Source organism: Paenarthrobacter aromaticivorans, assembly GCF_019038615.1.
In the GTDB taxonomy this organism is placed as follows: domain Bacteria; phylum Actinomycetota; class Actinomycetes; order Actinomycetales; family Micrococcaceae; genus Arthrobacter; species Arthrobacter aromaticivorans.
In genome coordinates this window covers 22,245-36,305 of record NZ_JAHOPC010000020.1, presented here as the reverse complement: position 1 = coordinate 36,305, position 14,061 = coordinate 22,245, and the positions used below count along the sequence as shown (strand labels likewise).

At 62.9% G+C, this 14,061-nt stretch carries 11 protein-coding genes; 8 read left to right on the top strand and 3 right to left on the bottom strand.

Translation table 11 applies throughout. The features are described 5' to 3' along the window. Positions 1–24: 24 nt before the first annotated feature. The 4 genes from acs to KSW38_RS21655 all read left to right on the top strand — a co-directional run bounded on the left by acs (position 25) and on the right by KSW38_RS21655 (position 5,253). The gene (gene acs / locus KSW38_RS21670) at positions 25–2,070 is read left to right on the top strand and encodes an acetate--CoA ligase (protein WP_216927052.1); all 2,046 of its coding nucleotides are present in this window, start codon (positions 25–27) and stop codon (positions 2,068–2,070) included. A 179-nt stretch (positions 2,071–2,249) separates the two neighbouring features. Continuing rightward, positions 2,250–3,047 (top strand): DeoR/GlpR family DNA-binding transcription regulator, encoded by a 798-nt coding sequence (locus KSW38_RS21665; protein ID WP_216927051.1) that lies wholly within the window; start codon positions 2,250–2,252, stop codon positions 3,045–3,047. A gap of 87 nt (positions 3,048–3,134) precedes the next feature. Continuing rightward, positions 3,135–3,884, top strand: coding sequence for an ABC transporter ATP-binding protein (locus KSW38_RS21660; protein ID WP_216927020.1), 750 nt, complete (start codon positions 3,135–3,137; stop codon positions 3,882–3,884). Then, complete coding sequence (locus tag KSW38_RS21655) at positions 3,877–5,253, top strand: FtsX-like permease family protein (RefSeq protein WP_216927019.1); 1,377 nt, start codon at positions 3,877–3,879, stop codon at positions 5,251–5,253. The genes KSW38_RS21660 and KSW38_RS21655 overlap by 8 nt, the downstream gene beginning before the upstream one ends. A 147-nt stretch (positions 5,254–5,400) precedes the next feature. On the opposite strand, the gene KSW38_RS21650 is transcribed toward KSW38_RS21655, so the two are convergent. Further along, a complete protein-coding gene (locus KSW38_RS21650) occupies positions 5,401–6,420 on the bottom strand; it encodes a LacI family DNA-binding transcriptional regulator (protein WP_216927018.1) in 1,020 nt (339 codons plus the stop codon). Positions 6,421–6,434: 14 nt separating this feature from the next. Next, positions 6,435–7,634: a Gfo/Idh/MocA family protein gene (locus KSW38_RS21645; protein ID WP_216927017.1), complete on the bottom strand. Its 1,200-nt coding sequence runs from the start codon at positions 7,632–7,634 to the stop codon at positions 6,435–6,437. Positions 7,635–7,835: 201 nt separating this feature from the next. On the opposite strand from KSW38_RS21645, the gene KSW38_RS21640 reads away from it, so the two are divergent. The 4 genes from KSW38_RS21640 to KSW38_RS21625 all read left to right on the top strand — a co-directional run bounded on the left by KSW38_RS21640 (position 7,836) and on the right by KSW38_RS21625 (position 13,446). Next, positions 7,836–8,798 (top strand): carbohydrate ABC transporter permease, encoded by a 963-nt coding sequence (locus KSW38_RS21640; RefSeq protein WP_216927016.1) that lies wholly within the window; start codon positions 7,836–7,838, stop codon positions 8,796–8,798. 9 nt (positions 8,799–8,807) lie between these two features. Then, a complete protein-coding gene (locus KSW38_RS21635) occupies positions 8,808–9,734 on the top strand; it encodes a carbohydrate ABC transporter permease (RefSeq protein ID WP_216927015.1) in 927 nt (308 codons plus the stop codon). Positions 9,735–9,805: 71 nt separating this feature from the next. Continuing rightward, positions 9,806–11,155, top strand: coding sequence for an ABC transporter substrate-binding protein (locus KSW38_RS21630; RefSeq protein ID WP_216927014.1), 1,350 nt, complete (start codon positions 9,806–9,808; stop codon positions 11,153–11,155). Between the two features lie 104 nt (positions 11,156–11,259). Beyond that, positions 11,260–13,446 (top strand): alpha-galactosidase, encoded by a 2,187-nt coding sequence (locus KSW38_RS21625; RefSeq protein ID WP_216927013.1) that lies wholly within the window; start codon positions 11,260–11,262, stop codon positions 13,444–13,446. Positions 13,447–13,563: 117 nt separating this feature from the next. Here KSW38_RS21625 and aroQ read toward each other — a convergent pair whose 3' ends face one another. Beyond that, the gene (gene aroQ / locus KSW38_RS21620; RefSeq protein WP_216927012.1) at positions 13,564–14,028 is read right to left on the bottom strand and encodes a type II 3-dehydroquinate dehydratase; all 465 of its coding nucleotides are present in this window, start codon (positions 14,026–14,028) and stop codon (positions 13,564–13,566) included. Positions 14,029–14,061 lie beyond the last annotated feature (33 nt).

Genomic DNA, 14,061 nt, shown 5'->3' with positions numbered 1-14,061 from the left:
GATCGATGAATGATGAGGTTCACCATGTCCCAGGACACCACCGGATCCACGGCCACCGCTGCAGCGTCGACGCCGCAGAACGGTCCGGCACCGCACGTCGAGGCTCTCGAGAATTTGCTCCACGAGAACCGTAAGTTCCCGCCATCACCTGAGTTTGCCGCGAACGCCGTGGCTAGCGCCGATGAGTACAAAGAGGCCGAAGCGGACCGTCCCGCGTTTTGGGCGAAGCAGGCCCGTGAGCTGCTGAGCTGGGACAAGGACTTCAGCGATGCCCTGGATTGGTCGGATCCGCCGTTCGCCAAGTGGTTTGTGGGCGGTGAGGTCAACGCCGCGTACAACGCGTTGGACCGCCACGTGGAGAACGGCCTGGGAGACCGCGTTGCCATTTACTTCGAGGGCGAGCCCGGCGATACCCGCACGTACACGTATGCGCAGCTGACCGAGGAGGTTAAGAAGGCCGCGAACGCCTTCGAAGCCCTGGGTGTTGCCAAGGGCGACCGCGTGGCCGTGTACCTGCCGATGATTCCCGAGGCCGTCATCACGATCCTGGCCTGCGCCCGGATCGGTGCTGTGCATTCGGTGGTGTTCGGCGGCTTCTCCGCCGACGCGCTCCGGTCCCGCATCGAGGACGCCGAGGCCAAGCTAGTGGTCACCGCGGACGGCACCTACCGCCGGGGCAAGCCCAGCCCGCTGAAGCCGGCCGTGGACGAGGCCCTCAGTAAAGAGGGACACTCCGTGCAGAACGTCGTCGTGGTCAAGCGCAACGGCGAGGACGTCAACTGGGTCCAAGGCCGCGACCTCTGGTGGGCTGACACCGTTGACAAGGCAGCAACCGAGCACACCGCCGTCGGGCATGACTCCGAGCACCCTTTGTTCATCCTGTACACCTCCGGTACCACCGGCAAGCCCAAGGGCATCCTGCACACCACCGGCGGCTACCTCACCCAGAGCGCCTACACGCACAAGGCCGTCTTCGACCTTCACCCGGAAACGGACGTGTACTGGTGCACCGCCGACGTCGGATGGGTCACCGGGCACTCCTACGTCGCCTACGCACCGCTGATCAACGGCGCCACCCAGGTCATGTATGAAGGCACACCGGATTCCCCGCACCAGGGCCGCTGGTGGGAGATCGTGGAGAAGTACAAGGTCTCCATCCTCTACACCGCCCCCACGGCGATCCGGACGTTCATGAAGTGGGGCCGGGAGATCCCGGGCCAGTACGATCTGTCCTCCATCCGCGTCCTGGGCTCCGTGGGCGAACCCATTAACCCCGAGGCGTGGATGTGGTACCGCGAGGTCATCGGCGGCAACGCCGGCAAGAACGGCGAACGCAAGGAAAACCCCGCCCCGATCGTGGACACCTGGTGGCAGACCGAAACCGGTGCGCAGATGATCGCGCCCCTGCCCGGCGTCACCGCCACCAAACCCGGCTCAGCCCAGGTACCACTGCCCGGTATCGCCGTGGACGTGGTGGACGAAACCGGCGAGTCCGTTGCCAACGGCGAAGGCGGCTACCTTGTGGTCCGCGAACCGTGGCCCTCCATGCTGCGCGGTATCTGGGGCGACCCGGAACGGTTCAAGGACACCTACTGGTCCCGTTTCGAGACCATGTACTTCGCCGGTGACGGCGCCAAGAAGGACGAAGACGGCGACGTCTGGCTCCTGGGCCGGGTGGATGACGTCATGAACGTCTCCGGCCACCGCCTCTCCACCACGGAGATCGAATCCGCCCTCGTCTCCCACCCCTCCGTGGCCGAAGCGGCGGTCGTGGGCGCCGCTGACGAGACCACCGGACAGGCCATCGTCGCGTTCGTCATCCTCCGCGGCGACGCCGTAAACGGCGGCGACGAAACCGTCCTGGAACTGCGCAACCACGTGGGCAAGGAAATCGGCCCCATCGCCAAGCCCAAGCAGCTGCTGATCGTGCCGGAACTGCCGAAAACCCGCTCGGGCAAGATCGTCCGCCGCCTCCTGAAAGACATCGCAGAAGGCCGCGACACCGGCGACGCCACCACCCTGGCAGACCCCGCCATCATGACCCAAATCGCCGAATCGCTGCGTAAGTAGCCTCCCTCGGACCCACTAGTCGACGGCGCCGCTCCCCTCCCAAGGCGAGCGGCGCCGTCGTGCGTTCACAAGGATCGTGACGACGCCGCGACTACATTTGCCACCCAGCAGCAGCGCCGCGTCCTAGACTGGAGCCAGAATCAGCCTCGTGTTTGATGAGGCTCTCCAGAAAGGCCCTGATGCTTCAGGCAGCACGCCACTCCGCCATCATCGATGCCGTCCAGCGCGAGCGCGTTGTGCGGGTATCGGACCTCGCCCAGTTGCTGGGCGTCTCCCCCATGACCGTCCGGCGTGACATAGAAGCCCTCGAGGAAACCGGCCGGGTGGAACGAATTCATGGCGGGGCCAAACTTCCCGGCGATGCCAGCACCCACGAGCCCGGCTTTGAGCTCAAGTCCACACAGCTAACGGCCGAAAAGCATGCCATCGCGGTCGAGGCTGCCTCGCTGGTCCATGAAGGCATGGCGATCGGGCTCAGCGCGGGAACCACCACATGGGCGCTGGCACAGGAACTCGTCCATGGTCCCCGAATCACCGTTGTCACCAACTCCGTGCGGATAGCCGATCTGTTCCATCATGGGTCTTCATCAGGGCCGGCCCGGTTCGGCTCAACCGTGATCCTTATTGGCGGCGAGCGCACGCCGTCGGACGCGTTGGTGGGGCCCATTGCGACGTCCTCGCTCAAGCAGCTTCATCTTGACGTCCTGTTCCTGGGCGTCCATGGCATGGACGCCCAGGCAGGTTTCACCACCCCCAATCTGCTCGAGGCCGAAACGGACCGTGCATTCATGGCATCGGCCCGCAGCACTGTGGTCCTGGCCGACTACAGCAAGTGGGGCGTGGTGGGCATAGCCTCCATTGCCCAGTTGGAAGAGGCCGACGAGCTCATCACCGATTCGAACCTGGGCGAGGATGCCCGCCGCGTGCTCGCCGAGAATGTTGCGAAGCTGAGAATCGCGGACGTCCAGGCCAAGTAGGCTCTCATACCGCGGGTGGAGGCCTGCCCGGGGAGTTCAACCAGTGGGCTGACGCCTAGGGATGGGGCCTTTGGGGATGCTGGATTCATGAACGCCATCCTCCACGCTCAGCAACTCACCAAGCACTACCCCGGCAACATCGCGCTCGATCACGTGGACTTCGCCGCAATTGCGGGCGAATCCATTGCAATCATTGGGCCGTCGGGTTCCGGTAAGACCACCCTTCTGCACTGCCTAGCCGGGATTTTGAGGCCCGACGCCGGTACGGTCACCTTGAGCTCGGCAGCCGGTCCGGTCCGATTGGATTCCCTCGGAGATGGGGCGCTTTCCCGTCTCCGCCGGGAGGAATTCGGTTTCGTCTTCCAGCAGGGCATGTTGCTGCCGGAACTGACCGCCCTTGAGAACGTTGCTTTGGCGCTGATGCTGAACGGCACCGATCGGACTACCTCCGAGGCCCGTGCCGCCGAGTGGCTGGCGGCACTTGGCCTTGCCGGCATGGAGCAGCGCAGGCTCGGTGAATTGTCTGGCGGGCAGGTCCAGCGGGTGGCCATCGCCCGGGCCCAGGTCACAGGTGCACGCATCGTCTTTGCCGACGAACCCACTGGTGCCTTGGACTCCGCCACCTCAAATGAGGTCCTCGACGTGTTGCTTCAGTCCGTCGCAGCCAATGGCCGAACGCTGCTGGTGGTCACCCACGACCCCAACGTGGCAGCACGCTGCCAACGCGTCGTGGAACTGCGTGACGGCCGGATCGTGGCGGACACTGGCTGCGCCGTTCCCCCTCCCAGCCAGTCGGCCCCTGCAACCACTGACTTCAAGGGTGCGTTCAATGTCTAGCCTTGCCCTTGCCCTTCGCCTCACCCCGTACCTCTCGCGGAGCAGCAGCCGTCAAACCGGGCTGCACCAAACCAAACTGAGCGACGCCGCGTTGCCTATTCTCGCGTTCGGCACGGTCACGGCACTCCTATTGACGGTGGCTGGCGGTTCCCAAGTCTTCTGGTCCTGGTCTGATGACATCGCGGGCACCTATCAGGCGCTGGCCGTCGTCGCCATGGTCTTGCTCGTCATACCGCTGCTGACGCTCGGTGCCTCTGCAGCACGACTGGCCGCCCGCCGTCGTGATGACCGCCTGGCGTCCCTTCGCCTCTTGGGTGCCAGTAGTGCCACGGTCATATGGATGACGATCATAGAATCAACAGTCCTGGCGGCGATCGGGGCGGTAGCTGGTGCTTGCCTGTATGCCTGCGCGGCGCCTTTTCTGGGATTGATCCAGTTCCGGGGACAATCGCTAGGCGGCCATGCTTGGTTGTCCGTGCCATCAATTCTCGGGTGCATCCTGGCAGTCTGCGTCCTTGCCGCAGCGAGCGCTGCGCTTGGCCTGCGGAAGGTGGTACTGACGCCGCTGGGCGTGCGGACCAGGCAAACGGCGGACGGCGCGCACTGGGTTCGCGGTGTGATCGCGGCCGTGGTGGTGGTCGTCGGAGTGGTGGCCATGGGCATGCTCAGCAGTTTCGGCGCGTTTATGGTGATTATCGCAGTGATGGGCGGCTGCTTCGGACTGGCCCTGCTTGCACTGAACCTGATGGGGCCGTGGGTCCTCCGACTTCAGGCGTCGTCGCAGCTCAAGAGGGCAAGGCGCCCCGAACAACTGCTCGCTGCTCGGACAGTCCTGGAAAGTCCCAAGGAATCGTGGCGACAAGTTGGGGGCGTCGCGATGACCAGTTTTGTGGGAGTGTTCGTGGGCGTCGGCATGGCGGTGGCGGACACGATGGGCAGCAGCACATCGGATGAATCCACGCTGCTGGTGCGCGATATCAACACCGGCGTGATGATCACCCTGCTGGGCTCGTTCCTCATGGTGGCTTGTTCCGCCGGCGTGAACCAAGCCGCTGCCGTGCTGGATCGTGCCTCGACCCTCGTGGCCCTGGACCGGGTAGGGATGCCGCAGAAACTCATGGTGGCTGCACGGGTCAAGGCAGTGATGTCCCCATTGCTCCTCGTGGCGGGCATCTCTGCGTCCGCAGCAGCAGCGTTGGTCCTGCCACTGGCGGGTCCTGCCCTGTTGACCCGGCCCGTGGTGTTCCTGACCGTTGGTGGAGTTTTTGCGGCCGGCTTCCTCTTGGTCCGGCTCGCCCTGGCCGCGGGCACTGCACAGATCGGCCAGGTACTCGCCCGGCCCGAACGCTACGCCAGCATGGACTCGTAGCCCGCGGATGTTCTCTCACATCGAGGCCCTTTTTGAGGGATGCTCTCTCACATCGAGGCCCTTTCTGAGGGATGTTCTCTCACATCGACGGAGGATGTGAGAGAACACCTGCGTCCAGGCGGCACGATGTGAGAGAACGTCGGGAGGTCACTTGCAGCCGCACGACTGGCGCACGATCAGCTCCGTGGGCAGGATGCTGTGCTGCAGTGCCTCACCCCGTCCCTCCCCCACGAGTGCCCGAACAGCTGCTTCAGCCATCGCCTCCACAGGTTGGGCCACGGTAGTCAGCGCGGGCCAACTGTATTCGGAATCGAGGGAACCGTCGAAGGACACAACGGCCATGTCATCGGGAACATTCAGCCCCGCCTCGTGGAGGGCGCGGAGGATTCCGATGGCCTGCATGTCGTTGCTGGCGAAAATTGCCGTGGGTCGGTTGGCCATGGCGAGAAAGCGCTTGCCTACCTCGTAGCCACCGGGGCGGGTGAAGGGGCTGTGCAGCATTGGTCCATCCGGCAGTCCCGCGTCACGCAAAGTTCGAAGCCAGCCCACTTCACGTCCGTCGAGCTGATTACCTGTGTTGGTTCCTATGGCCAGGCCAATGTTTGTGTGGCCGTGGCCTATGAGGTGCTCGACGGCGGCCCGGGCGCCTGCTTCGAGGTCCACACCTACACTGGTGAACCCTGGGGGCGAGCCGGCATTGTTCAGCAACACCGACGGGATTTCCGAGGCTTCAAGGTCGGTCAGGTCGGGATCGAACACGCAGCTCGCCAGGAACACTCCGTCCACTTGCCGTGCGGCAAGGTTGCGGATGTTTTGCCGTTCTTTGGCCAGGCTGCCGCCCGAGTTGGTAAGAACCATGCCGTAGCCAAGTTCTGCTGCAGCATCTTCAACAGCGTGGGCGAGCTGCGAGAAAAATGGGTTGGTGTTGTCGGGAACAATCACGCCCACAGTTTCGCTTGAGCCGAGCTTCAGAGCGCGCGCCGCAGCGTTTGGACGGTAGCCGAGGATACGGATTGCGTCGCGCACTTTTGCTTCCGTCGCGGGGGCCACGTTCTTGGGCCCGCCGTTCACAACGTAGCTCACGACGGCGGTACTCACCCCGGCGTACCGGGCCACGTCTTTGCGTGTAACCGGTCCGCGCGGGGTTTGTACTGCCGAAGTTGTCATGAGGTAAATGCTAGCTACATGGAGGGAGCGTCGCCGAAGTCCCGGATGGGAAGGCGTTCGCCGCCGCGGAGGGCAGATTCATGGGCTACGATTCCGGGCAAGGTGAAGCGGGCCGCAACCCACGCATTGACGGGCGGCAGCGTTCGGTTGTTGACTGCGGTGACAAAGTCATCCACAAGGAATTGGTGGCTGCCTTCGTGTCCGTTGGGCGCTCCGAGGAATTCCTCGGGAAGCCGTGACTGATCGTGAACAGGTGCCAGGCCGGAAATGAAGGCATCCCGGAGTTCCGGCGCCACGTCAGCCAAAGAGGGGTCGTCGGCTGACATGGTGGGCTTTGTCTCAACTTGTTCCGAGACGTCCTCCACCTTCGTTTTGTCCTGCCACACTGTTGTGGTTGCCAGCTGCTCGAAACTGGCTTCCGTGCCAAAGAAGCGGAAGCGGGACTCGCGCAGGTGCGAGGGATAGCCGACCCGGCGCATCTCGTTGGTGCGCATCGCACCGCCGTCGTTCATTTCGAACAATGCCGTAGCGTTCGAGAAATCGTTGGCGAACATACTGACGTCCTTATCGAAGACGCCATCTCCACGATCGTCTTTGACCCCAATGCAACTGACGCTGACAGCGTGGCCCGGCACGGCGCCCAGGACGCCGCCGATGGCGTGGGTCGGATACAGCATGGGCGGATAGCTCGCCGTTTCCTTCCACCGTTCGCCACCGCTGTACTGGTAGGCCTCGTAGAAACCCAGGTCCATGTCGTGGACGTAGTCGCCTTCGGTGTAGAAGATCCGGCCAAACTTCCCGGCGGCATGCTGTTGCCTGGCGAACACAGTCGCGGGGTTGTAGTAGCTGGTCTCCCCCATGGCGTAAACAAGCTTGGTTTCGCGGACGGCCTGGATGATCCGTTCGATTTCCGATTCGGAGATCGCCATCGGGACGGCGGAATACACGTGCTTGCCAGCGCGCAGCGCCCGCTCGACGAGGGGTCCGTGAGTCCACCGTTGCGTGAAGATGGCGACAGCATCGACGTCGGACTCCAGGAGTTCCTCAAAACTTCCCAACACGCCATCAAGGCCCCAGCGCTCCTGAGCTGCCGTGGCCCGCTCCGGTAGCTCATCCACCACGTAGACGGCACTGACACCGGGGTGGAGTTTGAAGAGGTGCGCGAACTGGCTGCCGAATTGCCCGACACCTAGAACACCGATCGAAAACGTCATCGTTTACCTTTCCTGGAGCTGACTCGGCAGCAGTTGTAGTGGCCCTCAGTGGGCTCGTTTGAGTCTTTCACTACGATCTACACGAGTCAACAAATTGGACATAAACGAACAAATATTCCCAAAAAGCTTGCATAGTTCGGATCTACTCGTGTAGATTCTAGTCCAGTTGTTACCCATATCACAGTCAGGAAAGGGTCGACGATGACCACGCTAACCAAGCAACTGGATCCGGGGCTCTCTGTCCCCAGGGGGCCCCGAAAGTCACGGAAACGGGCAAAACCGTCCGACGGCTTCCGCGGCATCGGGGACCTGAAGGTCGCTCTATTCTTCATCGCTCCGGCGATGGTCGGATTGATCCTCTTCTACCTCGTGCCGACCATCCGGGGCATCTACCTGAGCTTCACCGAGTACAGCATCCTGGGTGACCCGGAATGGATTGGCGCCAGGAACTACGAACGCATAGCCAAGGATCCGCTGTTCTGGAACGCCCTGGGCGTCACCTCTGAATACGTCGTGATCAACATTGTCCTTCAGACGGCGTTGGCCCTGGGCCTGGCAATCCTGATGCACCGGGTGGCAAAGTCCACCCTTATCCGCGGTGCACTCCTGATGCCCTATCTAATGGCCAACGTCATCGCGGCCCTGTTGTGGTTCTGGATGCTTGACTACCAGATCGGAATCATCAACCAGATCATCGAATGGACCGGGCTGCCTCGGGTGGCCTTCTTCGGCAGCGAGCAATGGGCCATCCCCACCCAGGCACTCATCAATACCTGGCGGCACATGGGCTACACAGCACTACTGATCTTCGCCGGCCTGCAGGCCATCCCCAACAGCGTCTACGAGGCTGCAAGCATCGACGGTTCCAAGGCCGTGAGCACTTTCTGGCGGATCACTTTGCCGCTGCTGCGCCCGGTCCTGGTGCTTGTCCTCGTCGTGACCGTGATCGGTTCCTTCCAGGTCTTCGACACCGTTGCCGTCACCACCGCCGGCGGACCTGTCAACGCCACCCGCGTGCTGCAGTTCTACATCTACCAGCGCGCCTTCAACGAACAGGACTTCGGCTACGGATCCGCGCTGGCCGTCATCCTCTTCCTCATCCTCGCCATCGTTGCCTTCATCCAGATGAAGTTCCTCCGCGGCAACCAGTCTGACCTGGACTAAGGACACGCCATGACCACTCTTGCCTCCCACAAGAACGGCGCCCGCCGTCGTCCTTTCAGCCGCCCCTTCAATTGGCGCCGCGCCATCGCCTTGACCCTTCTCGCCGTGGCCATCGCCGTGAGCATCCTGCCCTTCTACTGGGTACTTCGCACGGCCCTGTCCTCCAATGGATCCCTCGCAGCGAACTCCGCCAACTTGTTGCCGGCCGACTTCAACCTAGGCGCGTTCAAGCGGGTCTTCGGCCTCCAAAGTGCCTCCGAAGCCATCGCAGAAGGCGGCTCCGGTGCCTCGATCAACTTCTGGCAGTACCTGTGGAATTCGTTGCTCTTCTCCGGCATCACCACAGCCTGCGCCGTGTTCTTCAGCTCGATGGCCGCCTATGCCTTCTCCCGGCTGCGATGGAAGGGCCGCGACGCCGTCTTCTCACTGTTCCTTGCCACCATGCTCGTTCCGCCGATCTTCACCGCCCTGCCCAACTTCCTGCTCATCAAGAACCTGGGCCTGTTGAATTCCATGCTCGGGCTCGTGCTGCCTTACCTGTTCATGACCCCGTTCGCGATCTTCTTCATGCGCCAGTTCTTCCTGAACATGTCCAGGGAAGTCGAAGAAGCGGCCATGCTCGACGGCGCCAAGCACTGGCGGATCTTCTTCCAGATCATCATGCCCAACGCGGCCGCACCGATCGCGACCCTGGCACTGCTGACCTTCATGGGCCAGTGGAACGAATACTTCTGGCCCTTGCTCGTGGGCACCTCCGAAGAATCCCGGGTGCTCACCGTGGGTCTGGGAGTCTTCAAATCCCAGTCCCCGCAAGGCGCACCGGACTGGTCCGGGCTCATGGCCGCAACGCTCGTGTCCGCCACGCCCGTGCTGATCCTCTTCGCCATCTTCGGCAAACGGATCGTCAACTCCATCGGCTTCAACGGCACCAAATAGCTTTCTCCACCGCACTCCCGCGGAACCGGCATGTGCCGGCCGCACCCCATCCCGTCCTGAAAGGACAAACCATGATGAACAAGAAGGCATTCGGCGCTGTCGCCGTAGCAGCAGCCGCTGCTCTCGCCCTGTCCGCCTGCTCGGGCGGAAGCGCCGGAGCAGATGCTGCCAAGGGCGAGATCAACTACTGGCTCTGGGACGCCAACCAGCTCCCTGCCTACCAGCAGTGCGCCGCGGACTTCACCAAGGCCAACCCGGACATCACCGTCAAGATCACCCAGACCGGCTGGGATGATTACTGGTCCAAGATCACCAACGGCATGGCCTCCGGCACCGCACCGGACGTCTTTACCGACCACCTGTCCAAGTACCCGGACTTCCTCAAGACCAAGCAGCTCGTGCCACTTGACGACGCCGTCACCAAGGACAAGGTAGAGCTTTCACAGTACAACGAGGGCCTCGCCGACCTCTGGGTGGGCCAGGACGGCAAGCGCTACGGGCTGCCCAAGGACTGGGACACCATCGCGCTGTTCTACAACCAGAAGATGGCCACGGACGCCGGCATAACCCCGGAACAGATGGGCTCCCTGAACTGGAACCCGCAGGACGGCGGAACATACGAGAAGGCGATCGCCCGCCTCACCGTGGACAAGAACGGCAAGCGCGGCGACGAAGCAGGCTTCGACAAGAACAACGTTGCCGTCTACGGATTGGGGCTGCCAGGCTCCGACGCCGAGAACGCCGGCCAGACGCAGTGGAGCTACCTGTCCGCCACCACGGGCTGGACCACCACGGACAAGAACCCCTGGGGCACCCACTTCAACTACGACGACGAGAAGCTCCAGGACACCATCGACTGGTGGGCCTCACTCGCTGCGAAGGGCTACATGCCCAAGCTTGAAACAACCGTGGGCGCCAACGCAGCCGATAACTTCGGCGCGGGGAAGGCAGCCATCAACAGCAATGGTTCCTGGATGATCGGCCAGTACACCGGCTACAAGGGCATCGACGTCGGCATCGCCCCCACCCCTCAGGGCCCCGACGGCAAGCGCGCCTCCATGTTCAACGGCCTGGCCGATTCCATCTGGGCCGGCACGAAGAAGAAGGATGCTTCCATCAAGTGGGTCGAGTACCTCGGCTCTGCCGCGTGCCAGGACGTCGTCGCTTCCAAGGCCGTCGTGTTCCCGGCCATCACCACCTCTTCCGAGAAGGCCGCTGACGCCTTCAAGGCCAAGAACGTGGACGTCAGCGCCTTCACCCAGCACGTGAAGGACAAGACCACCTTCATGCTCCCCATCACGGACAACGCCGCCAAGGTTGCGGGAATCATGAAGCCGGCCATGGACGCGGTGATCGCCGGCAAGTCCCCGGCCAGTTCCCTGACCGCAGCCAACGAACAAGTCAACGCCCTCTTCAAGTAAAACCCCTCCCGTTGTGAGGCCTGTTCTGCGCTCTTTGACGCCCCGTTGGGACGCAGAACAGGCCTCACAAGTCCAGCACCATCTTTTGAAAGCGACTCATACCCATGCACCCGCTCCATCTCCGTTCCGCCGGTACCAGCCTGGTGATCAGCACTCACCGAGGAGAGGCCGAAATATCCCACTGGGGAGCAGACCTGGGCGACGCCCTTCCGGATCTTTCCATCCTCAATGAGCCCATCCCTCCTTCCTCGATCGATGCCAACGTACCGGCCGGGCTCCTCCCGCAGGCGTCCTCCTCGTGGCAAGGCCGGACGGGGTTGCGCGGACACCGGTTCACGGATGGCGTTCCCGGGCATGACTTCTCTGTACGCCTGCGGGTGGCGAACGCGACGGGGGACGGGTCGTCAGCGGTGATCGTTCAATCGGATCCCGACGCCGGCATCACCGTCACGAGCAACCTCACTTTGCACCCGGGTGGGCTTTTGGAACTACGGCACACCGTCACCAACGACGGCACGTCGCCTTTCCAGGTGGACGAATTGGCGACGATCCTCCCAGTGGCGCCGGACGCCGTCGAGCTTTTGGACCTTACAGGCCGTTGGTGCCGCGAACGGCACCCGCAACGCAGGGCAATCCAGCAAGGAACCTGGGTCCGCACTGGCCGGCACGGCCGTACGGGACACGATTTCTCGCTGCTGCTTGCAGCCGGAACCGCAGGCTTCGGCAACCGGCACGGCAAAGTCTGGGCCACGCATTTGGCGTGGAGCGGAAACCACGAGCAATTTGCCGACAACGTAGCGGACGGCCGCACAATGATCGGCGGTTCCGAACTGCTTGGCCCCTCGGAAGTAGTGCTGCAATCCGGCGAAAGCTACACCACGCCTGCCTTGTATGCCGCCTACTCCGGCCACGGCTTGGACGGCATCAGTGAAGCCTTTTACAGCTGGTTCCGGTCCCGCCCCCATCACGTGGATGTCGCTGGGAAACCACGGCCAGTTGTCCTCAACACCTGGGAAGCAGTGTACTTCGATCACAACCTGGAGACCTTGATCGAGCTGGCCGAGTCCGCCGCGGACCTGGGCGTTGAGCGTTTTGTGCTCGACGACGGGTGGTTCCGCGGGCGCCGGGACGACCACGCTGGGCTCGGCGACTGGTATGTCGATGAGACCATCTGGCCTTCAGGCCTCACGCCCCTGATTGATGCAGTGACTTCCCGCGGAATGGAGTTTGGGCTCTGGGTTGAACCGGAGATGGTGAACCTTGATTCGGACATCGCCCGCGCCCACCCCGAGTGGATCGTTGGACCATCTGCCCTGTCCTTCAAGGACGGTGGCCGCCTGCCGCTCGAGTGGCGACACCAGCACATCATCGACCTCGTCAATCCCGAGGCGTGGCAGTACATTTTTGACCGTATTGACGCCCTGCTACGGGAAAACAACATCAGCTACCTCAAGTGGGACCAAAACCGGGACCTCGTGGAGCACGGCCATGCGGGCCGTTCATCCGTGCATGAACAAACACTTGCCGCTTACCGGCTCTTCGATGCCCTTCGTGCAGCACATCCGGGCGTCGAGATCGAGAGTTGTTCCTCCGGCGGCGCCCGGGTGGACCTTGGGATCCTGGACCGTACCGACCGGATCTGGGCCTCGGACTGCAATGACGCCTTGGAGCGGCAAACCATCCAGCGCTGGACCGGCATGGTGGTTCCCCCGGAGCTGGTGGGCGGGCACATCGGGCCCACCACGTCCCACACCACGGCGCGGACGCACGACCTGTCGTTCCGGGCCATCACCGCACTGTTTGGACATTTCGGCATGGAGTGGGACATCCGCGAAGTCCAGGGGGCGGAGCGCGAGGAACTCAAGCGCTTCATCACCCTGTACAAGGAGCACCGCGGGTTGATCCACACTGGGCGGATGGTTCGCGCAGATCTGGCGGACGAGTCGCTGATGCTGCACGGTGTTGTTGCCGATCCTGCCATGAACGACGGCGGTACTGCAGTGGGTGCCACCGCAGCCCTGTTCGCCGTGGTCAAGACGCGGACCGGTTTCGCCGAGCAGCCCGGCCGCGTGGCCATTCCGGGACTGGAAGCTTCCCGTTCCTATCGCGTGGAAGCAATCTTCCCCACACCGGCGGATGCCGATTACGGGCACACGTTCATCGAGGCCCGGCCGGTCGCTTGGCTGGCCGAAGGTGCTGTGGCAACGGGACGCTTCCTGGGCGAGGTGGGCCTTCCCATGCCCGTCTTGAACCCCGAGCACGCACTTTTGCTGAGGTTCACTGCCCTGTAGCCCTCTCTCACATCCTGACGGCTTCCCGGGAACCCTCTCTCACATCCAGAGGGCTTCCCGGGAACCCTCTCTCACATCCTGACGGCTTCCCGGGAACCTTCTCTCACATCAGCCCAATTAGACCGTTTCAGCCAGGTAATCGATGGCCAGTTTGTACCCAAGCACACCCGCGCCGACGATGATCGCACTGCACACGCCGGACAAGTAGGAATGGTGCCGGAACTCTTCCCGCTGATGAACGTTGGTGATATGTACTTCAACCGAAGGCAGCTGAACCGCGGCCAGGGCGTCACGAAGTGCCACCGACGTGTGGGTGAAGGCGCCGGCATTGATGACGATTCCCGCCGCGGTTCCACGCGCCGCGTGGATAGCATCGAGGAGGTCCCCCTCGTGATTGGACTGAACGCAGTCCACCGTGAAGCCATGGGCAGCCGCCGCTGACATGGCCAACTGTTCGACGTCGGCGAGCGTGGAAGTGCCGTACTTCTCGGGCTCCCTCGTGCCCAAAAGGTTAAGGTTCGGTCCGTTGATCACAAGAATGGTTCCGCGACCAGCTTCGGTGGCGGGGGTGGCTTCAGTCATGGCTCCCAATCTATTAGGCGACGGGAGAATGTC

What these genes read in the sequence shown, in the direction of transcription:
- acs (WP_216927052.1), top strand. Translation starts at nt 25, where the DNA reads ATGTCCCAGGACACCACCGGATCCACGGCCACCGCTGCAGCGTCGACG.
- KSW38_RS21665 (WP_216927051.1), top strand. Translation starts at nt 2,250, where the DNA reads ATGCTTCAGGCAGCACGCCACTCCGCCATCATCGATGCCGTCCAGCGC.
- KSW38_RS21660 (WP_216927020.1), top strand. Translation starts at nt 3,135, where the DNA reads ATGAACGCCATCCTCCACGCTCAGCAACTCACCAAGCACTACCCCGGC.
- KSW38_RS21655 (WP_216927019.1), top strand. Translation starts at nt 3,877, where the DNA reads ATGTCTAGCCTTGCCCTTGCCCTTCGCCTCACCCCGTACCTCTCGCGG.
- KSW38_RS21650 (WP_216927018.1), bottom strand. Translation starts at nt 6,420, where the DNA reads ATGACAACTTCGGCAGTACAAACCCCGCGCGGACCGGTTACACGCAAA.
- KSW38_RS21645 (WP_216927017.1), bottom strand. Translation starts at nt 7,634, where the DNA reads ATGACGTTTTCGATCGGTGTTCTAGGTGTCGGGCAATTCGGCAGCCAG.
- KSW38_RS21640 (WP_216927016.1), top strand. Translation starts at nt 7,836, where the DNA reads ATGACCACGCTAACCAAGCAACTGGATCCGGGGCTCTCTGTCCCCAGG.
- KSW38_RS21635 (WP_216927015.1), top strand. Translation starts at nt 8,808, where the DNA reads ATGACCACTCTTGCCTCCCACAAGAACGGCGCCCGCCGTCGTCCTTTC.
- KSW38_RS21630 (WP_216927014.1), top strand. Translation starts at nt 9,806, where the DNA reads ATGATGAACAAGAAGGCATTCGGCGCTGTCGCCGTAGCAGCAGCCGCT.
- KSW38_RS21625 (WP_216927013.1), top strand. Translation starts at nt 11,260, where the DNA reads ATGCACCCGCTCCATCTCCGTTCCGCCGGTACCAGCCTGGTGATCAGC.
- aroQ (WP_216927012.1), bottom strand. Translation starts at nt 14,028, where the DNA reads ATGACTGAAGCCACCCCCGCCACCGAAGCTGGTCGCGGAACCATTCTT.